Here is a 20,903-nt window from a genome sequence, read left to right on the forward strand (position 1 = left end):
ATGGCAAGTAATAAAATTATTGGTATCGATTTAGGTACTACTAACTCAGCTGTTGCTGTTCTTGAAGGTAAAGAACCAAAAATCATTACTAACCCAGAAGGTTCACGTACAACTCCATCTGTTGTTGCATTTAAAGATGGTGAACCACAAGTTGGTGAAGTTGCTAAGCGTCAAATGATCACTAACCCAAACACCATTGCTTCAATTAAGAGTCACATGGGTGAAGAAGGTTACACTGTAGATGTTGATGGTAAGAAGTACACTCCACAACAAATCTCAGCAATGATCCTACAATACATCAAGGGATTCGCTGAAGACTACTTAGGTGACACTGTTAGCGAAGCTGTTATCACTGTTCCTGCATACTTCAATGACTCACAAAGACAAGCAACTAAGGATGCTGGTAAGATTGCTGGTTTAGATGTAAAACGTATCATCAACGAACCAACTGCTGCATCATTAGCTTACGGTCTAGACAAGCAAGACAAAGACGAAAAAGTTCTTGTATATGACCTTGGTGGTGGTACTTTTGATGTTTCCGTTCTTGAATTAGGTGACGGTGTATTCCAAGTACTATCAACTAATGGTGATACTCACTTAGGTGGGGATGACTTTGATAAGAGAGTTATGGACTACCTAGTAGAACAATTTAAGAACGAAAATGGCATCGACTTATCACAAGACAAGATGGCATTACAAAGACTAAAGGATGCTGCTGAAAAGGCTAAGAAGGATCTATCAGGTGTTTCTGAAACTGAAATCAGTCTTCCATTCATCTCATCAGGTGAAAATGGTCCACTTCACTTACAAACTACACTATCACGTGCTAAGTTTAACGAATTAACTTCTGACTTAGTTGACAAGACTAAGGTTGCTTTTGACAATGCTCTAAAGGATGCTGGTCTAAGCACTTCAGATATTGATGAAGTTATCCTAAATGGTGGTTCAACTCGTATCCCAGCCGTTCAAGAAGCTGTTAAGAGCTGGACTGGTAAGGAACCAAACCACTCAATCAACCCTGACGAAGCTGTTGCTTTAGGTGCCGCTGTTCAAGGTGGTGTTCTAACTGGTGATGTTAAGGACGTTGTATTACTTGATGTTACTCCACTATCATTAGGTATCGAAACTATGGGTGGTGTATTCACTAAGTTAATCGATAGAAACACAACTATCCCAACTTCTAAGTCACAAGTATTCTCAACTGCCGCTGATAACCAACCAGCCGTAGATATTCACGTACTACAAGGTGAACGTCCAATGGCAGCTGACAACAAGACTTTAGGTCAATTCCAATTAACTGACATTCCTGCTGCACCTCGTGGTGTTCCTCAAATCGAAGTTAAGTTTGATATCGATAAGAATGGTATTGTAAACGTTTCTGCTAAGGACAAAGGTACCGGTAAGGAACAAAAGATTACCATCAAGGATTCAAACGGTCTATCAGATGATGAAATCAACCGTATGATGGATGAAGCTAAGAAGAACGAAGAACAAGACAAGAAGCGTAAAGAAGAAGTTGATTTGAAGAACGAAGTAGATCAATTAATCTTCCAAACTGACAAGACTCTAAAGGATGTTGAAGGTAAGGTTTCTGAAGATGAAATCAAGAAGGCTAAAGAAGCTGAAGATGCATTGAAGAAGGCTAAAGAAGACAACAACTTAGACGAAATGAAGGCTAAGAAGGATGATTTGAGTCAACAAGTTCAAGCACTTGCTGTTAAGTTATACCAACAACAACAAGAACAAGGTTCAGATCAACAAGGTAACGCAAACGATTCATCAGACAACAAGGGTAAAGACGACAATACTGTTGACGGCGATTTCCATGAAGTTCATGATGATGACAAAAACAATAAGTAATTAGATTACTTTAAAAAGGGTCAAAGTCTGACTTGTTGGGCTTTGGCCTTTTATTTCAAAATGAAGGTTATGGGGGATAAAAATGGCAGATAAGGATTACTATTCAATTCTGGGAATATCAAAAGACGCCAGTCAAGATGACATTAAGCACGCTTACCGTAAAATGTCTAAGAAGTATCATCCTGATATCAACAAAGAACCCGGTGCTGAAAAGAAGTTTAAGGAAATTAACGAAGCTTACGAAGTACTAAGTGATGAACAAAAACGTCGTAATTACGACCAATTTGGTTCAGCTGATGGCCCAGCCGGTGGATTCGGCGGAGGTGCCGGCGGCTTCGGTGGCGGAGCTGGAGGATTCTCTGGTTTCGGTGGCGGCGGCTTCGACGACATTTTCAGCCAATTCTTTGGTGGTGGTGCAAGAGGTGCTCAAAGAGACCCAAATGCTCCTGTTAAGGGTAGAGATCTTCAATACCAAATGACAATCAATTTTGAAGATGCCGTTTTCGGTAAGAAGACTACTATCAGATACGACCGTGAAGCTAAGTGTGATACCTGTGATGGATCAGGTGCAAAACCAGGGACTCATCCAGAAACTTGTCACCAATGTAACGGTAGTGGTTACGTAACATCAGTTCAAAATACACCATTAGGTCAAATGCAAACTCAACATCCATGTCCTACTTGTGGTGGAACTGGTAAAGAAATTAAGGACAAGTGTCCTAAGTGTGGTGGCTCAGGTCACATGCACGAAAGTCACAAGGTAGAAGTAAACATTCCTGCCGGTGTTGATGATGGACAACAAATGAGATTACAAGGTCAAGGTGAAGCCGGTGAAAACGGTGGACCTTACGGTGACTTATTCATCGTATTTAGAGTAAAACCTAGTCGTGACTTTGAACGTGATGGCTCTGATTTACATTACTCACAAAACATCTCATTTACTCAAGCTACTCTAGGTAGCACCATCAAGGTTAAGACCGTATATGGTGATGTTGAAATGAAGGTTCCAGCTGGAACTCAATCAAACACTACTTTCAGACTAAGAGGTAAGGGAATGCCTAAGATTAACAGCAGTTCAAAAGGTGATGAACTAGTTACTGTTAAGATTGTCACTCCTAAGAGTTTAAACAAACAACAAAAACAAGCTCTAAAAGCTTTTGCTGAAGCATCTGGTGAAGAAGAATACAAGAATGGTGGATTCTTCGAAAAGATGAAAGATGCTATGAACGGCAAGAAATAATTAAGGGGTCGCTTATGCGACTCTTTTTTGTTGCCGAAAAGAATTCTGATAGCATGATTTAGTTTGTGCATTGTCTTTTTGGTTGTTATAATTGTATTAATACATTACGTTGAAAGTAGGAATAAACATGGACATAGCAAAAATGAAGGAACATCAAAAATACATTCGTAACTTTTCGATTGTTGCTCATATTGATCATGGTAAATCTACTTTAGCCGATCGAATTTTAGAAATGACAGATACTGTCGCAAAAAGAGATATGCAAAACCAATTATTGGATGACATGGAACTAGAAAGAGAACGTGGAATCACAATTAAGTTGAATGCAGTTGAGCTAAAGTACCATTCTAAGGATGGTCATGACTATGAATTTCATCTTATCGATACACCGGGACATGTTGATTTCTCATACGAAGTATCAAGAAGTTTGGCTGCCTGTGAAGGGGCCGTTTTAGTTGTCGATGCTGCTCAAGGTGTTGAAGCCCAAACTCTAGCCAATGTTTACTTGGCAATCGATGATGACTTGGAAATTGTTCCTGTAATTAATAAGATTGATTTACCTTCTGCACAACCAGATATGGTTAAAAAAGAAGTTGAAGATATCATTGGTATCGATGCCGAAAACGCCGTTTTAGCTAGTGCTAAAAAGGGAATCGGAATTGAAGATTTATTGGAAAGAATCGTAGAAGAAGTACCTGCACCTCAAGGTGATTTAGATGCACCACTAAAGGCACTTGTCTTTGACTCTGTTTACGATGATTATCGTGGAGTTGTTTTGAGTGTTCGTTTACGTGATGGTGTTGTTAAACCAGGAGATAAGATTCTCTTAATGAACAGTGGTAGTGAATACGAAGTTACCGAAGTGGGTGTGAACTCACCACATCCTGTTCAAAGAGAATACCTAATGGCAGGAGACGTTGGTTACATCACTGCAAGTATTAAGGATATCAACCAAACCCGTGTTGGGGATACTGTTACTAATGCTGATGATCCAGCTGATGAACCATTACCAGGTTACCGTGAAATGGAACCAATGGTATATTCTGGTTTATACCCAACCGACAATGCTAAGTTTGGTGACTTAAGAGAATCACTTGAAAAACTTAAGCTAAACGATGCTGCCTTGGAATTCGAACCTGAATCATCACAAGCACTTGGATTCGGTTTTAGATGTGGATTCTTAGGAATGCTACACATGGATGTTGTGCAAGAACGTCTAGAAAGAGAATTCAATCTAGATTTAATCACTACTGCTCCATCCGTTACTTACCACGTCTTTACTACCGATGGTCAAAGAAAAGATGTGGAAAACCCATCTGAAATGCCAGATGCTTCAGAAATCAAAGCGGTTGAAGAACCTTACGTAAAAGCAACTGTAATGGTGCCTAATGATTACGTTGGTGCCGTGATGGAACTTTGCCAATCACGTCGTGGTCAATTCGAAACGATGGAATATATTGATGATTACCGTGTTAACATCATGTACTCAATTCCATTGTCAGAAATCATCTTTGACTTCTTCGATAAGTTGAAGTCAACCACTAGAGGATATGCATCACTTGATTACGAATTAGGGGACTACAAGCCTTCTGATCTAGTTAAGATTGATATCCTATTGAACGGTGAAAAAGTCGATGCATTGAGTTTTATTTCTCACCGTCAATTCTCAGCTAGCCGTGCTCGAGTAATCGTTGAAAAACTTAAGAAGATTATTCCACGTCAAAACTTCGAAATTCCTGTCCAAGCCGCAATTGGTGCTAAGGTAATTGCTAGAACTAACATCAAGGCATACCGTAAGGATGTTACCGCTCACCTATACGGTGGTGACAGAACCAGAAGAATGAAGCTATTAGAAAAGCAAAAAGCTGGTAAGAAACGTATGAAGGCCGTTGGTAAGGTGGAAATTCCACAAGCCGCATTCATGGCTGTTCTACAAACTGATGAAGAAGAAAGCGATAAAAAGTAATTGACTTCATAAGAAATTATCAGTATGATATATTAAAAATATAGAGTCTTTAATTTAGTCCCGTGAGGCTGATAAGATTAGCGAATTTAATAAAAATTTGTGAAGGTCTATTCGTCTAGGGATGAATGGACCTTTTTTGCTAGATTAAAGCTCGGAAATCATTTAGGGGGATTGGTTATGAATAAAAATTCAGACACCATTTTAGATGTTAACGATAAACCAGGATTCTGGCTTTGGGTCGGTTTATCATTACAACATATGTTTTCAATGTTTGGAAGTACAGTAATCGTACCGCTATTGGTAGGATTGAGCCCAAGCATCGCTTTGTTTACTTCAGGAGTGGGGACTTTAATTCACATTCTAGTAACACAAAAGAAGATTCCGGCTTACATGGGATCTAGTTTCGCGTTCATCGTACCTATGAAGTACTTAATGCAAGTGACTGGCTATCCGGGAATTGCCCAAGGGGTCATCGCGGTTGGTGTAGTTTATTTAATTGTTGCACTGATTGTTGCCATGATTGGTTCAGAATGGATTGATAAGTTACTTCCAGCAGTCGTGGTTGGTCCGGTTGTAATCGTAATTGGTTTATCATTAGCATCTAGTGCTGCCAATGATGCGATGCTAAACAAGGGAAATTATGACTACAAATACGTGTTTGTCGCATTAATAACGCTACTATTAGCAATCTTCTTTAACATGTACCTAAAGGGCTTTCTAGGCTTTATGCCAATTCTATTAGCCATCGTTTGCGGATATGTTATCTCAATTGCAATGGGATTAGTTAATCTAAGTACAATCGCCAATGCACCATGGTTTTCAATGCCTAAGTTTGAAATTCCGTTCGTTTCATACAATGTGAAATTTGAATGGGGTGCAATCATCGCCATCGCGCCAATTGCCTTCGTTACCATTACAGAACATTTAGGTCACTTGATGGTACTAGATGAATTAACAGGCAGAAACTACTTTAAGGATCCTGGTTTGAACAGAACCCTAACAGGTGACGGTCTAGCTTCAATGTTTGCCGGATTAGTCGGTGGTCCAGCCGTAACTAGTTATGGTGAAAACATCGGAGTGATGGCAATTACTAAGATTCACAGTGTCTATGTATTGATTGGTGCCGCAGTATTTGCCATTTTATTCTCATTTGTGAACAAGCTAAATGTATTAATTATGCAAATGCCACTACCTTTAATCGGTGGTATCAGTTTCCTATTATTTGGAACAATTGCTTCTAGTGGGATTAAAATCATGATTGAAAATCAAATTGATTTAGCAAATAAGCGTAATTTGATGATTGTTTCCACCATTTTGGTAATTGGAGTCGGTGGTTTCATGATTAAAATTGGAACATTGCCATTAAATGGACTAGCCGTATCCGTAATCCTAGGAATTTTATTGAATATTGTATTACCTAAAAATTAGTAAAGATTAATAAATACCAATTAAAAACAGTGCTTTTAGTGATATAATGCAGATAGGTAAATTAGAGAGAGTTTGCCGCATTATTAGACTGATATACCAAGTTTTTAATTGGTATTTTTATTGGAAAATATTATGAGAGAGGCACTTAAATATGAATGAACCATATCTATCCGTGATAGTGGCCTGCTATAACGTACAAGATTACATTGAAAAATGTTTGTCATCCATTGCTAATACTAATTTCCCTATGGAAAGCCTTGAAGTATTGATGATTGATGACGGATCAACTGATAATACAAGCAAAATTATTGATGAATTTGCAAATAAATATAATAGTTTTAGAGCACTACATAAAGAAAATGGTGGTTTAAGTAACACCAGAAATTATGGGATGAAGCACGCTAGAGGAAAGTACATTGCCTTCGTTGATGGTGATGACATTGTTCCTGCTAACGCTTATCCTTCAATGGCGTTTAAAGCACGTCAAAACGACTCAGACTTAGTTGTAGGTTTTGTTAAGCGATTTGATAAGGATCGTTATGAGAACTCATACCTACATTCTTTTGCTGTGCACGATGATTACGATAATACGCACATTACAACCAACCATGACTTGATTTACGACACAACCAGTTGGAATAAACTATACAAGCGTTCCTTCCTACTTGATAACAGCATCAAGTTTGTGGAAGGCATCATCTATGAAGATATTCCATTCTCAATGGAAGCACACTTGAAGTCACATAAGACATCAGTCGTAGAAGATGACGTTTATGAATGGAGATGGCGTGAAAGTGCCGATTCCATCACACAAACCAGAAGTGCGCTTTCTAACTTTGAAAGTCGATTAAGTTCACTTAGAAGAACTCTACAAATTATTTTGAATAATGGCTTTAGTGAAGAAGATTCATTTGTTCAAGATTTTAAATATAAGGCATTGTTCCTAGATCTATTTATCTTTACCCAAAGTCTAGGTGATAATAGCAGTGACTATATCTACCAAGCTCAAGAAATGGTTTACAAGTTCCTAAGAGATTGGCACTTATGGGATTCAGAAATCTTCTATCGTTTGCCAGTCAAACAACAAATCCTATATTCAGCAATTAGATATAACGATGTCGATGTCATTAACGACATTTCTTATAAAAAACAAATTGGTGAATTTAAACATTCAATTGGTGGATCAAACTACCGACTAATTGCACCTGAATTAGGTGATAAAAAGCAACTAGTTAATAATGTTAATTTAAACGATAATAACAGTCGTTTTAACCAAAATATTAGAGACGTTGAATTTACCAATGTTGATAACGGTGATATTAGAATCGATGGAGCATTCAAGATTAATAAGCTTCACCTTGTTAAACAAACATTTGGTGACGGAAACAAGAACGAATCACTACAAGCCAGCTTGATTAACGTTAAAAATCAAAAGACTATTAAGGTTCAAATCAAGAGGGTAGAAAGTCCTTTTGTTAGAAGAACTTTAAAGCCAAATGCTAAGTACAACAATGCTGATTACGAGGTTAAGTTTAATATTAAACAAGCTATCGACACTTTAGGTGTTGGAACTTGGAAGGTCCAAATCAAAAACACCGTGGATAACCACATCATGGTAAAGGATTTTGCTACTGATCCAATTGAAAAGCTAACTCAAAAAGCCATTTTACCGTTTGAATACAATGGGGTAAAAGTGATTACTAGATTTAACAGTGTTGGTTCACTAGTCTTTGAAGTAATTGATTTAAACTCAGATTCTGACAGAAGACCGGTAGTTAGCTATCCAACCGTCAGCGACGATAAACAAGAACTAAGTTTTAACGTTGATAACATGGACGTATCTGGTTACAATGCCGTTTTAATGGCTGCTAATGGTACTGCCATTCATTCAATCGACCAAAATGAAAACAGTTTTGCGTTTAACGTTAAGGAAATTAACGATAAAGCTCGTAACCAAGAACTTAAGTTAATTATCTTGGATAACTTTACCCATGCTGAAATGAACTACTCATTCTCTTCAAACAAGATTAATCAACAAATTAATCTAGACGATGGGGATGCCATTTCATTGTTCTATGGTGATATCAAAAACGTGCAACTAATGATTGAAGAAGCACCATTTGAGGCTAAGAAGGTCACTGTGGATGCCAACAACGTTCTACATGTTTCTGCCAAAATGAACAAAGCAGTTGATCCAAGCAGTGTCTTGGTATCACAAGCTCACGTTGAATTAATTAGTGCTGACAAGGCAACTAGAAAGGTATTAGATCCAGTATCTAACCATTTCCAAATTAATGGCGATAGCTTCGAATTTGACTTTGCACTAACTTCAAACAACAATGAACAACTAGACTTACTTGAAGGTGACTATCAATTTAAGATTTATCTTCAAGTTGATGGTAAGGCGCATACTTACCGCATCAAGTACGCCAAGAAGTGTCGTATTAAGACTACTGAATTGCCTTTCAATGGTAAATCTCAAATTTTCTACGCTGTAAAGAAGGATAAGAGCATGAATCTTATCTTCAAGGTAGATCAACCATTCTTTGGTGCAATGGATGCTAAGAAGGGCTTACGTGCCATTTCTTACTCTGTTTTATATCCATTGATGAGATTATTACCACTTAGAAACGTGATGGTCTTTGACTCTTATTGGTCAAGTAAGTTTGATAGTAACGAAAAGTTGATGTACCAATACGTTGAAGAAAATCATCCTGAAATTAAACCAGTATGGATTTTCAACAACATCGAAACCAAGATTACCGGAGACGGTGAAAAGGTTCGAGTAAACACATTTAAGTACTGGTACTACTTAGCTGTTGCTAGATACATTATTCAAAACACCAACATGCCTAACCGTTACGCTAAACGTAAGGGCCAAATCGAAGTAGAAACACTTCACGGAACATTCTTAAAGCACATGGGATTTGATGAACCACACTTTAAGTTTGGATCCAACAAGTTACAAAATCGTTTTGCAATGAGAAACCGTCGTTGGGACTACTTGGTTGTACCTTCTGATTACATGGAAAAGACTGCTAAGCACGCATTTAACTACAGTCAAAAGATTATTAAATCAGGTTTCCCTAGAAATGATGAGCTATACACTCACAACAATACTGATTACATTAATTCAATTAAGAACAAACTTGGTATTCCGCTAAATAAGCGTGTGATTTTATATGCACCAACATTTAGAGCAGATGGTGGTTTTGATTTCAAACTTGATTTAGACAAGTTACAAGAAAAACTATCAGATGGTTACGTGCTACTTGTTCGTTTGCATTACTTTGTAGCTCACTCAAATAGTTTCTACAACAATCCAGGATTCGTATACGATGTTAGTGACTACGACAACATTAATGATTTATACCTAATCAGTGATGCAATGATCACCGACTACTCATCAGTAATGTTTGACTACGCACATCTAAAACGTCCAATGATTTTCTACGCATACGATGCTGACTGGTACCTAGACGAAGCTAACCGTGGTGTCTACCTAGATTACTACAAGCAAATGCCTGGACCAATTGTTAAGACTGAAGACGAATTGATTGATCGCATCAGACATATCGATTCAGTCGCTGACAATTATGCAGACCAAATGGAAACATTCTGTGATGAGTTTGCTCAATACGGTCGTAATGGGGATGCCACTCAACAAGTTGTTGAAACAGTATTGAACACCCAAAGAGAAGATTTAGACCAAGAACCAGCCAAGAGTTTGCTATTTAAGAAGATTGGTCATTTCTGGGATACTAACTTCTTCCAAGCTAAGTTGTTAAACGAACTATCAAAACGCCTTTCTAAGAAGGATATCGTAATCTTCGATAGTTTCTTTGGAACTCAATATTCAGACAATCCTAAGGCGATTTATGAATACATGAAAGAAAACTATCCTGGCTTTAAACTTTACTGGAATGTAAACAAGGAAGATCGTGAAATATTTGAATTAAACCAAATTCCTTATGTAACCAGATTCGGCTTCAAGGGAATCTTAAAACAAGCTAGAGCTAAGTACTGGGTAACCAATTCACGTCGTCCATTCAGATGGCACCCAAGTAAGGACACTGTCGTATTACAAACTTGGCATGGGACACCACTAAAGACCATTGGTGCCGACGTTATGAAGGTAACAATGCCTGGTGTAAACGTTGCTAAGTATCACGAAGAAGTCTTTAAGGATAACAGAAGATGGACTAGATTGATTGCACCTAACATGTATTCAGCAGAAATCATGCAACGCTGCTTTAGAATGCAAGCCAGCCAAATTCAATTGGATGGATACCCAAGAAATGACATCTTAGTAAACTATACTTCTAACGATATCAGAGAAATCAAGGAAGACTTGGGCATTGAAGACAACAAGAAGGTTATTTTATATGCTCCAACTTGGCGTGATAATGAATACATTAAAAACGATGAATTTACCGCCAAGCTACACCTTGATTTACAAAAGCTACGCGAACGTTATGAAGGTAAAGCATACGTATTAGTTAGAACTCATTACTTAATATCTAACAATCTAGACTTAAGTGATTACGAAGGTTTTGCACTAAACGTAAGCAACTATCCAGATATTGCTGAATTGTATCTAATCAGTGATGTCTTGATTACCGACTACTCATCAGTAATGTTTGATTACGCAACATTAAAACGTCCAATGATCTTCTTTACCTATGACTTAGAAGATTATGCGAATGCCATTCGTGGATTCTACTTTGACTTCATTAAGGAAGCTCCAGGTCCAATCGTTAAGACTAATGATGAAGTAATTGAAAGCCTTGATGATATATTCAACAACGGATGGACTCCTGATGATAAGTATGAAGCATTCTACAAGAAGTATTCAGCTTGGATGGATGGTAATGCATCTAAACGTTCTGTTGAAAAGATGCTAAGTGATCATAGTCTTGAAACATTCTACAGTGATGATTTATCAACACAAGGATTAAGTGATCAAATGATTGCCAAAGACTGTGCAACCCTTTGGGCAAAAGATAAGGACTTCGCTAACTATCGTGATAATCATTTTGTTAAGTATCTCGATGGTGATAGAGAAGTGAAAGTAATTAAGACAGCTCAATTATGTGATAGAGAATTCAAAGAATTCTTAGGTGCTAAATACGCATTAGTAAGTTTAGACAATCATAATTACTGGATTAATACAGAAGAATTAAGCAAATAAGATTGAAGCATCAACGGTTTATCGTTGATGCTTCTTTTTTTGCTGAAAAAAAGATTGAGCTTTTTTATGAAAGGGGTTTATTTTATTTTTAAAATGGTTTATAATTTATTTTGTTATAAAGTTCACAAACAAAAAACAAGTGATGATTATTACAAAAATCATTTGCGAAGACATATCAAACCAATCGATATGCGAGGCAATTAACTTGATTTTATAATATTTCATGTTATTATTTATTTGTTAATTAAGTTTGTGCTTTATTGCACTAAGTCTTTGATAGCTTATTAGCTTTCAAATGCTAGATAAATTTTTCACAATTAAAAAATAATATTAAAATTTACAGGTAAGGGGTATTTCTATCATGCAAATTAGTGCAAGTGCTACTAAGTCAAAAAGAACCATTTCTTGGACAAGCTCTATTATTTACTTTTTAATCTCACTAGTTATTAACTCATTGGGGAATGTTTTAACACTAGTAACTAGTGCCAAAATTCATCCATCATTTCTAGGATCAGCATACTGGACAGCTGCTGAAAACAACCTAGGATACGCCGTTTTAGGTGATGGTAAATGGGTTTTATTCTGGGCATTCTTTGGACTAGGAATGTTAATTACAGTTCTTAACTCAATTCTAGTTGGAAAATGGAGCTGGAGCAGAGTTATTGGTAACGCTGCTTTCTTAGGACCATTCTCATTATTGATTAACTATTTCAACGGTGTTGTAAGTAACTGGTTACCAGAAGCACACGGAATTGGAATGACATTAGCATACGTATTACTTAACTTCGTTGGTGTTTCATTTATTGCAATCGCAATTTCAATTTACCAAAGAGTTAACATTGCGCTACATCCTGCTGATGATTTAATGCAAATTTTAAGATTTAAATACTGTGATGGAAATGCCTCAAAGGCAATGTGGTTCTCATACATTCCACCAACTATCATGGCTATTATCGCTATTGTAATTACTCACCAATTCAATAACTTTGGATTAGGAACCTTGTTCGCATTCTTCTTCCAAGGAGGAATCACAGGAATTGCTGATAAGCATGTCTTTACCAAGCTAAAGCATCAAGCTCTTGATGTTGGAGAAGTAAAATAATAAATCTTAAACGCCTAATTTCTGTGTAAACAACAGATATTTGGCGTTTTTATTTATGTCTAATATAGGTAGACAATTTAGCAAACTTAATATAAAATTTATATAGAATGATTTATGGACAGATTATGCTTTATTAAAAAGCAATTGCAAAATATTAAAAATGGAGGTGTACAAACAATGCTTAATCGAACTAAAAAGTTTTTAAGAGATAATGGATACTACTACAAAAAGACTTACATTAGACCATTGCTTACTCCAGATAATGTTTATGTGTTTAGATTCGGAAAGAAACATTTAGATAACCGTTTGATTATCAGATACGGTCACAAATGGACAGGTAGACAAAAAATTAATGAAATTGATTTAAGACTTCATAAACAAAAACATCCACGAATTTTTAAGGATGAAAATTCATTGATGCTTTATTTGGAATCTCACTTGCAACAACATGAGGAAAAACTTAAGCAGCTAAAGATTCAAGAAAAAGAAAAGACAGAATCTAAATAGTACGCTAAATTAATCGGGGGTGTGTCCTATAAGAGGGATGCACCTTTTTTGTAAAAGTTAACAGGGGTGTTTGAAATGGAATGGACTGAAATATCAGTATTAACAAATGATGAATCTCAAGATGCGGTTATTAACATCTTGATGGAATTTGGATCTCTAGGTGTGGAATTAGATTCAAGAGACGATGGAGTATTGAGTATTAACTCATATTTCCCAGAAGACTTTGACATTAAATCAAAGGTGCCAGCAATCCAAGAAAGAGTAGATCAATTAAAGAGCTTTGGACTAAATCCAGGGATGGGTAAGGTTGTTACCAAGGACTTAAATGATGACAAGTGGAACACTGAATGGGAAAAGTACTACCATGCAAAACGTATTACCAAGTTCTTAACAATTTCACCAGTATGGGAAGATTATAAGAAAGAATCAGATGATGAATTGGTAATCAAACTAGATCCAAAGAAGGCCTTTGGTACAGGGGTACATCCAACCACTGTTTTATGTCTTCAAGCAATTGAAAACATCATTAGAGAAGGTCAAAGCATTTTAGATATTGGAACTGGTTCTGGGGTCTTAAGTATCGGTGCCAAACTATTAGGTGCTTCCGATATTGAAGCCTATGACTATGATGACGATGCCGTTACATCTGCCAAACAAAACGTGGCCTTAAATGGCTTTGCTGACGACATTAAGGTTGGCAAGAACAGTTTGCTAGATGGCATTACTAAAAAGGTAGATATCATTTTTGCGAACATGCTTCCAGAAGCGGTATTACCATTAATTCCACAAGCAGTTAATAATCTAAATCCTGGCGGACAAATTATCATTTCCGGTATTATTAAGGAAAAACTAGATATTACCAATCAAACACTTAAGGACAACGATTTCGTGATTGATCAAGTATCAATGTTAGGTGATTGGTGCGGAATTACAGCACATTTAAGAAGGGATGATGAATAGATGCAACACTACTTTACAGACCAAATATTGAGTAATGATACTGAATTTGAGGTTAGTGCTGATATCGCTCATCACTTTATGGGTGTTTTACGTTCCACAGAGGGTAATCGTTTCGAAATCGTTGATGGAAATCACCAACTTTTTGTTGCTGAATTAACCGATAATGAAAACAATCTAGCTAAAGTAGTGGAAGTATCTGATAAGAATGTTGAACTACCAGCTGATGCTGTTATCATTTGTGGTTTGCCAAAGAAGGAAAAGGCCGAATTAGTGGTCCAAAAAGCCACTGAGTTAGGGATAAAAAAGATTATCTTTACCCCAACAGATTGGGCCATTGCTAAATGGAACAATAAAGCAGAAAAGAAGTTACAGCGTTTTAGAAAAATCGCTAGAAGTGCTGCTGAACAATCACACCGAAATGTGATTCCAGAAGTTGAATATATTAATTCAATCAAGGAATTAGCTAACTATGATTTTGATCATCGTTTAATTGCTTACGAAGAATCAGCTAAGCATGGTGAAAAATCTGATTTAATTAAGACACTAGATCAGACAAAACCGGGTGAAAGTGTCGCAATGTTCTTTGGACCTGAAGGAGGCATATCCCCTAAGGAAGTTGAAACTTTACAATCAATGGGATATTTGACTTGTGGATTAGGTCCTAGAATTTTAAGAACTGAAACAGCACCATTTTACTTTTTATCAGCTTTATCAGTTCATATGGAATTAAACTCATTAAATTAATGATAGAATATAGGAAATAAATGATTGGAAGAAGGTTTTGGAAATGTCTGAACATAAGATTTGGTCTAAAGAAGACTTATTTAAAGAAATTTCCAGTTACATGAATGAACAACATGTAGGAATTGTTAAAAAAGCATACGAATTTGCGTCAATTTGTCATAAAGACCAATTTAGACAATCCGGAGAACCTTATATTGTTCATCCAATTCAAGTAGCTAGTATTTTAGCAACATTAAAAATGGACCCAGAAACCGTTAGTGCGGGCCTATTGCATGATGTTGTTGAAGATACCGGAGCAGAATTATCAGATATCGCTGAATTATTCGGAAACGATATCGAACTAATCGTAGACGGTGTTACCAAGCTTGGTAAGATCAAGTACAAGTCTAACCAAGAACAATTAGCCGAAAACCACCGTAAGCTATTGTTAGCAATGTGTAAGGATATTCGTGTCATGATTGTCAAATTGGCTGACCGTTTGCATAACATGCGTACACTAAAGCATTTAAAACCAGAAAAGCAACGTCGTATTTCTAATGAAACATTGGAAATCTACGCGCCACTTGCCGATCGTTTGGGGATTGGGACAATTAAGTGGGAATTAGAAGATATCTCACTTAGATACCTTAACCCACAACAATACTACCGCATTGTTCACTTAATGAACTCTAAGCGAGACGAACGTGTTTCATACATTAACGAAGCCGTTAAAGAGGTTAACCAACAGGTTAAACAAATGGGACTTAAGAATGTGGAAGTCTACGGTAGACCAAAGCACTTATACTCCGTTTATCACAAGATGGTTATTAAAAAGAAGCAATTCGAACAAATCTATGACCTCTTGGCCGTTAGATGTATTGTTGATTCTATTAAGGACTGTTATGCAGTTTTAGGTGCTATCCATACTAAGTGGTCACCAATGCCCGGTCGTTTTAAGGACTACATTGCAATGCCTAAGGCTAACATGTACCAATCCTTGCATACGACTGTTGTTGGACCTGGTGGACGTCCATTAGAAGTTCAAATCAGAACTAAGGAAATGCATCAAATCGCTGAATATGGGGTTGCTGCTCACTGGGCTTACAAAGAAGGAGCTACAGATGAAGTTAAGGAATCTTCAGACAATAACCGTTTGAACTGGTTTAAGCGCATTATTGAATTACAAGAAGATACCGATAGCGCCTCTGACTTTATGGACGGCGTAAAGGGTGACCTATTCGGGGACCACGTATATGCATTTACTCCTCAAGGGGATGTTTTGGAATTACCAAAGGGTGCCGGACCGCTTGATATGGCATACCTAATTCATACTGATATCGGTAATCATACCGTTGGGTCTCGTGTTAACGGAAAAATTGAACCATTGGATTACCAAATTAAAACCGGTGACATTGTTGAAATCATGACATCTTCTAGCTCTGCTGGTCCTAGCCAAGACTGGATTAGTCTGGTATCAACAAGCCGTGCTAAACATAAGATTCGTCAATACTTCAAGACACGTGATCGTGAAAAGAACGTTAACGCCGGAAGAGAAATCTTGACCAAGGCCGTTAAGGATGCCGGTTATGATGTTAACGAAATCATGACCAAAGAACATCTTGAAGATGCAATCAAGGGCACATATTACAATCAAGTTAACGATATGTTTGCTGAAATCGGTTTTGGTAATAAACAACCAAACGGAATTGTTAACATTCTAACTGCCAGCATCAGAGATGAAGCTGAAAAGAAGAGAATTGAACAACAACAAAAAGATATTTTGGAAAACCACCAAACAATCGAAAAGACAACCGATGAGGTTAACAAGACTAATAAGAATAAGAAACCTTCAGATGGAATTGTAATCGAAGGAGTCGATAACCTATTAGTTCGTTTGAGTCACTGTTGTTCACCTGTTCCAGGCGATGAAGTGGTCGGATACATCACCAAAGGACGTGGGGTATCTGTTCACCGTAAGGACTGTCCAAACATTAACGATAATGACGAACGTTTGGTAAGTGTTACTTGGAACATTGCTTCAGATAATCACGCTTCATTCAGTGCTAACATCGAAGTTCAAGGATACAACCGTAATAACTTGTTGAACGATGTTATCAAGAAGGTCAGCACCATTTGCAAACAAATCAATTCAATTGAAGGAAAAGTGGATCACGATAAGACTGCCGTTATTTCATTGAAGGTAGGGGTTCGTAATCTAGAACAATTGGATATGATTATTGACCACTTGAAGAATATTCCTGATGTCTACGTAGTAAAAAGACCATTTATGTAAGGAGCTAATTATGCGAGTTGTACTTCAAAGAGTCAGTCATGCGAGTGTATCAATTGATAACGAACAAGTGGGTAAAATTAATCAAGGTTACTTGCTATTAGTTGGTATTAAAGATGGCGACACCAAAGACGATATTGATTACTTAGTGCGAAAAATTAGTAACTTACGCATTTTCGCTGACGAAGATGGTAAGACTAACTTGAGCTTACAATCAATTAATGGTGAAATCTTATCTGTATCTCAATTTACTTTGTATGCTGATACCAAGAAGGGAAACCGTCCTTCATTCACCAAGGCGGGAAAACCTGATTTTGCATCAGATATGTATGACCAGTTTAACCAGGCGTTAAGGGATGCTGGTAATCACGTTGAAACTGGACGTTTTGGCGCAGACATGCAAGTTGATTTGCAAAACGATGGCCCGTTTACAATTATTTTTGATACAGAAAACAAATAAAAAGAGCTTGTGAAAGCTCTTTTTTAATTAGGGGAGAAAGACATGGATTTAATTTGGGATTTTGATGGAACGATTATGGATACATATCCAATTATGGTTGATGCGTTTGTTGATGCCTTAGTTGATATGAGAATTGATGAGTTTGAGATTGATGATTATGAAATCAATCAGGTGATGCGTCGCCACTCGTTAGCAACATGCGTGCAAAAGTACGCTGCTCATTTCAACATTGATGCTGACACAATTAATGATAAGTATCGCCAATATGAAAAACAAAATGTCAAAGACGCTAACATCTTTATGAATGTAGATAAAGTGTTAGCACAAAATGTCGATGATGGCGGGAGAAACTTTTTACTAACTCACCGTGATGATGACGCCATTGCAATGTTGGAAAATGCCGGATTAAATGATTACTTCACCGAAATGGTAACAAAAAATCAGGCTTTCAAGAGAAAACCTGATCCAGAAGCTGTTAATTATTTAATTAAAAATAATGACATTAATCGTGACGATTGTATGTTCATGGGGGACAGAAAGCTAGACGTTGATGCCGCTCATAATGCCGGAATCAAAGCCTGCTTATTTGATCCAGATGGAATGATTAATTCAACTGGAAACCCTGAAATGACAATCAACAACTATTATGATTTCTTACATCGTAATGACTAGTATTGACTAAGAATACTCTTTACTTCTAGTCCATAGCCACCACCAAACATGACGTAGTGGGCAAGTAGATAGAAGAATTGATAGTATTGGATTCTTCTCTTCCATCCGGTGTCTAGTGGATAGGTATCGTTGTAACCTTCGTAAAAGTCGGCATTGAAACCACCAAATACGGTTGTTACACCAATGTCGAATTCACGGTCACCGTAGTAGACATCCGGGTCAATCAAGATTGGCTTGCCGTCTTCTAGAAATGAGAAATTGCCACTCCATAGGTCACCGTGAAGAAGGGATGCATCACTGTGATGATTATCCATATCCTTTTTGAAAGCTTCCTTTAGGTTATCAAAGTGGTTTAAATCTTCTTTGGAAATTTCACGGTTTTTAATTGCCATATCCATTAGTGGATTTAGACGTTGTTTGATAAAAAAGTTGGTCCAATTATCCTGCCATGTGTTTGTCTTTGGCACTCGACCTAGATTAAAGTCTTTGTCTAGACCAAAACGGTCATTGTGGTGCTTGTGAACGTCGGCTAACATTTTGCCCAATTGATATTGATCGCCAAATGGTGATAAGTTCATCCATTTTTGAATTAGAAAGCCGTCGCCATCAATTTCACCATAGTCAATAATGGTTGGGACGGTCGCATATTGACCGATAAGTTTGATTCCTTCGACTTCGTGTTCGAAGAATTCCTTTCCTTTATTGGGTTGGACTTTCATAAAGTATTTTTGGTTATCAGCAATGATTTCATATGAATCATTGATATCACCACCTGAAACAGGGGTTATTTTAGTTACGTTTTTAATTGGTAATTGTTCAAGCCATTCTTGTGTTAATTGCTTCATATATATCACCTCTATTCCATTCTACAATGGATTTAGAATGAAGCAAAATATGTGAGTTCTTGACTTTTTAAGTAAATTACATTAATCTAAAACATGAATAGAATACTCGCTGATGAAAAAAGAAGAGTACGGAATTTTCTTAGATATAAGAGAGCGTTAGTTTGGTGAAATAACGACGAAAGAAATCCTGGAAAGACACTTTTGAGGCTAATGGCTAAGCCATTCGTAATTATACGTTACATAAGAGTTAAAAAAAGGTGGTACCGTGCTTTTTGCGCCCTTGTCTAAATGATTTTATTTAGACAAGGGCTTTTTTTATTCAGTTATTAAAGTTTGCGGAGGGATTATCATGCGATATCAACGTCCAAAAGGAACCGCAGATATTTTGCCAGGAACTTCTGAAAAATGGCAATTTGTTGAAGAAACAGCTAGAAAGTTGTTTGCGGCTTATCGTTATCAAGAAATAAGAACACCAATGTTTGAAAGCTTCGATGTTTTCTCAAGAACATCAGGAGAAACTTCAGATATTGTTACAAAAGAAATGTATGACTTTCACGATAAGGGAGATCGTCATATTACATTAAGACCAGAAGGAACTGCCGGTGTAGTTAGAGCGTTTGTGGAAAATAAACTTTACGGTCCAGACACACCTAAGCCAGTTAAGATGTACTACATGGGACCTATGTTTAGATACGAACGTCCTCAATCAGGTCGTCAACGTCAATTCCACCAGATCGGTGTCGAAGCTTTCGGTAGCGAATCACCAGAATTAGATGTTGAAGTTATTTCAATGGCCGTTAACTACCTACAAAATCTAGGAATTGATGACTTGAGAGTAGCTATTAACACATTAGGTGATAAGCAAACTCGTGCTGACTACCGTCAAGCATTGATTGACTATTTGGAACCACACTTTGAAGAACTAAGTGATGATTCTAAGGAACGTCTACACAAGAATCCACTTCGTGTGCTAGATAGTAAAGCACCAGAAGATCAATTAATTGTTGATGGTGCTCCTTCCATTTTAGATTACCTAACCGATGATGCTCAAAAGCATTTCGACAAGGTAACTAGACTATTAGATGACTTAGGCATCAAATACGATGTTGATCACACAATGGTTCGTGGATTGGACTACTACAACCACACAATCTTTGAAATCATGGCCAACGCTAAGGAATTAGGTGAAGGCTACACTACAATCTGTGCCGGTGGTAGGTACGATGGCTTAGTTGAAGAACTAGGTGGTCCTCAAATGCCAGGTGTTGGATTCGGTCTAGGGGTAGAAAGATTACTTCTACTTATGGATTCAAAGAACTTCCAATTCCCAGACACATTTGGTTTAGATGCTTATGTAGTTGGAATAGGTGACGATGCTAGTGTTGAAGCACTTAAGGTTGTTCAAGCTTTAAGAAAGCAAGACTTTAAGGCTGATAAAGATTACCTAGCACGTAAACCAAAGGCACAATTCAAGAGTGCCGATAAGCTAGATGCTAAGTTCACCTTAACTCTAGGTGACAAAGAACTAGAATCAAACACCATTCATGTTAAGAACATGGCTGATGGAAACGAAGTTACTGTAGATATTAATGAAGTAAAAGATAACTTTGCAGAATTAATTTCAAAGAACTTTAAATAGAAAATAAGATTAGGAGAGAT

At 37.1% G+C, this 20,903-nt stretch carries 14 protein-coding genes; 13 read left to right on the forward strand and 1 reads right to left on the reverse strand.

The window, feature by feature from the left end; genetic code table 11:
• From dnaK to OEZ61_RS01395, 12 genes are all read left to right on the forward strand, one after another.
• Positions 1-1,860, forward strand: a complete 1,860-nt coding sequence (gene dnaK / locus OEZ61_RS01340; RefSeq protein ID WP_034531659.1) for a molecular chaperone DnaK — start codon at positions 1-3, stop codon at positions 1,858-1,860.
• Between the two features lie 82 nt (positions 1,861-1,942).
• Positions 1,943-3,100: a molecular chaperone DnaJ gene (gene dnaJ, locus OEZ61_RS01345; RefSeq protein WP_217303846.1), complete on the forward strand. Its 1,158-nt coding sequence runs from the start codon at positions 1,943-1,945 to the stop codon at positions 3,098-3,100.
• A gap of 127 nt (positions 3,101-3,227) precedes the next feature.
• Positions 3,228-5,066 (forward strand): translation elongation factor 4, encoded by a 1,839-nt coding sequence (lepA, locus tag OEZ61_RS01350; RefSeq protein ID WP_290046700.1) that lies wholly within the window; start codon positions 3,228-3,230, stop codon positions 5,064-5,066.
• 177 nt (positions 5,067-5,243) lie between these two features.
• Positions 5,244-6,494, forward strand: coding sequence for a solute carrier family 23 protein (locus OEZ61_RS01355; protein WP_290046701.1), 1,251 nt, complete (start codon positions 5,244-5,246; stop codon positions 6,492-6,494).
• 151 nt (positions 6,495-6,645) lie between these two features.
• Positions 6,646-11,685 carry a CDP-glycerol glycerophosphotransferase family protein gene (locus OEZ61_RS01360; RefSeq protein ID WP_290046702.1) on the forward strand — a complete coding sequence of 1,680 codons (5,040 nt, stop codon included), beginning with the start codon at positions 6,646-6,648 and terminating at the stop codon, positions 11,683-11,685.
• Positions 11,686-12,046: 361 nt separating this feature from the next.
• Positions 12,047-12,787, forward strand: a complete 741-nt coding sequence (locus OEZ61_RS01365) for a hypothetical protein (RefSeq protein WP_053792770.1) — start codon at positions 12,047-12,049, stop codon at positions 12,785-12,787.
• Between the two features lie 177 nt (positions 12,788-12,964).
• Positions 12,965-13,294, forward strand: a complete 330-nt coding sequence (locus OEZ61_RS01370; RefSeq protein ID WP_034531650.1) for a hypothetical protein — start codon at positions 12,965-12,967, stop codon at positions 13,292-13,294.
• Positions 13,295-13,369: 75 nt separating this feature from the next.
• The gene (gene prmA, locus OEZ61_RS01375) at positions 13,370-14,254 is read left to right on the forward strand and encodes a 50S ribosomal protein L11 methyltransferase (RefSeq protein ID WP_034531648.1); all 885 of its coding nucleotides are present in this window, start codon (positions 13,370-13,372) and stop codon (positions 14,252-14,254) included.
• Positions 14,255-14,998 (forward strand): 16S rRNA (uracil(1498)-N(3))-methyltransferase, encoded by a 744-nt coding sequence (locus OEZ61_RS01380; RefSeq protein WP_290046703.1) that lies wholly within the window; start codon positions 14,255-14,257, stop codon positions 14,996-14,998. It abuts the gene before it with no gap.
• A gap of 43 nt (positions 14,999-15,041) precedes the next feature.
• A complete protein-coding gene (locus tag OEZ61_RS01385) occupies positions 15,042-17,270 on the forward strand; it encodes a bifunctional (p)ppGpp synthetase/guanosine-3',5'-bis(diphosphate) 3'-pyrophosphohydrolase (protein WP_248600923.1) in 2,229 nt (742 codons plus the stop codon).
• Between the two features lie 10 nt (positions 17,271-17,280).
• Positions 17,281-17,727, forward strand: a complete 447-nt coding sequence (gene dtd / locus OEZ61_RS01390; RefSeq protein ID WP_057197922.1) for a D-aminoacyl-tRNA deacylase — start codon at positions 17,281-17,283, stop codon at positions 17,725-17,727.
• 42 nt (positions 17,728-17,769) lie between these two features.
• The gene (locus OEZ61_RS01395; RefSeq protein WP_290046706.1) at positions 17,770-18,399 is read left to right on the forward strand and encodes an HAD-IA family hydrolase; all 630 of its coding nucleotides are present in this window, start codon (positions 17,770-17,772) and stop codon (positions 18,397-18,399) included.
• Here OEZ61_RS01395 and OEZ61_RS01400 read toward each other — a convergent pair.
• On the reverse strand, positions 18,396-19,244 hold the full coding sequence (locus OEZ61_RS01400) for a fructosamine kinase family protein (protein ID WP_290046707.1): 849 nt from the start codon (positions 19,242-19,244) through the stop codon (positions 18,396-18,398). The two genes, OEZ61_RS01395 and OEZ61_RS01400, sit on opposite strands and share 4 nt — an antisense overlap.
• Before the next feature lie 349 nt (positions 19,245-19,593).
• Between OEZ61_RS01400 and hisS the strand changes: the two genes are divergently transcribed.
• Complete coding sequence (hisS, locus tag OEZ61_RS01405; protein WP_034533963.1) at positions 19,594-20,883, forward strand: histidine--tRNA ligase; 1,290 nt, start codon at positions 19,594-19,596, stop codon at positions 20,881-20,883.
• The last annotated feature ends 20 nt before the right edge of the window (positions 20,884-20,903 follow it).

Source organism: Apilactobacillus sp. EABW-1NA, from assembly GCF_030398685.1.
Taxonomy (GTDB): Bacteria; Bacillota; Bacilli; order Lactobacillales; family Lactobacillaceae; genus Apilactobacillus; species Apilactobacillus waqarii.

What these genes read in the sequence shown, in the direction of transcription:
- dnaK (WP_034531659.1), top strand. Translation starts at nt 1, where the DNA reads ATGGCAAGTAATAAAATTATTGGTATCGATTTAGGTACTACTAACTCA.
- dnaJ (WP_217303846.1), top strand. Translation starts at nt 1,943, where the DNA reads ATGGCAGATAAGGATTACTATTCAATTCTGGGAATATCAAAAGACGCC.
- lepA (WP_290046700.1), top strand. Translation starts at nt 3,228, where the DNA reads ATGGACATAGCAAAAATGAAGGAACATCAAAAATACATTCGTAACTTT.
- OEZ61_RS01355 (WP_290046701.1), top strand. Translation starts at nt 5,244, where the DNA reads ATGAATAAAAATTCAGACACCATTTTAGATGTTAACGATAAACCAGGA.
- OEZ61_RS01360 (WP_290046702.1), top strand. Translation starts at nt 6,646, where the DNA reads ATGAATGAACCATATCTATCCGTGATAGTGGCCTGCTATAACGTACAA.
- OEZ61_RS01365 (WP_053792770.1), top strand. Translation starts at nt 12,047, where the DNA reads ATGCAAATTAGTGCAAGTGCTACTAAGTCAAAAAGAACCATTTCTTGG.
- OEZ61_RS01370 (WP_034531650.1), top strand. Translation starts at nt 12,965, where the DNA reads ATGCTTAATCGAACTAAAAAGTTTTTAAGAGATAATGGATACTACTAC.
- prmA (WP_034531648.1), top strand. Translation starts at nt 13,370, where the DNA reads ATGGAATGGACTGAAATATCAGTATTAACAAATGATGAATCTCAAGAT.
- OEZ61_RS01380 (WP_290046703.1), top strand. Translation starts at nt 14,255, where the DNA reads ATGCAACACTACTTTACAGACCAAATATTGAGTAATGATACTGAATTT.
- OEZ61_RS01385 (WP_248600923.1), top strand. Translation starts at nt 15,042, where the DNA reads ATGTCTGAACATAAGATTTGGTCTAAAGAAGACTTATTTAAAGAAATT.
- dtd (WP_057197922.1), top strand. Translation starts at nt 17,281, where the DNA reads ATGCGAGTTGTACTTCAAAGAGTCAGTCATGCGAGTGTATCAATTGAT.
- OEZ61_RS01395 (WP_290046706.1), top strand. Translation starts at nt 17,770, where the DNA reads ATGGATTTAATTTGGGATTTTGATGGAACGATTATGGATACATATCCA.
- OEZ61_RS01400 (WP_290046707.1), bottom strand. Translation starts at nt 19,244, where the DNA reads ATGAAGCAATTAACACAAGAATGGCTTGAACAATTACCAATTAAAAAC.
- hisS (WP_034533963.1), top strand. Translation starts at nt 19,594, where the DNA reads ATGCGATATCAACGTCCAAAAGGAACCGCAGATATTTTGCCAGGAACT.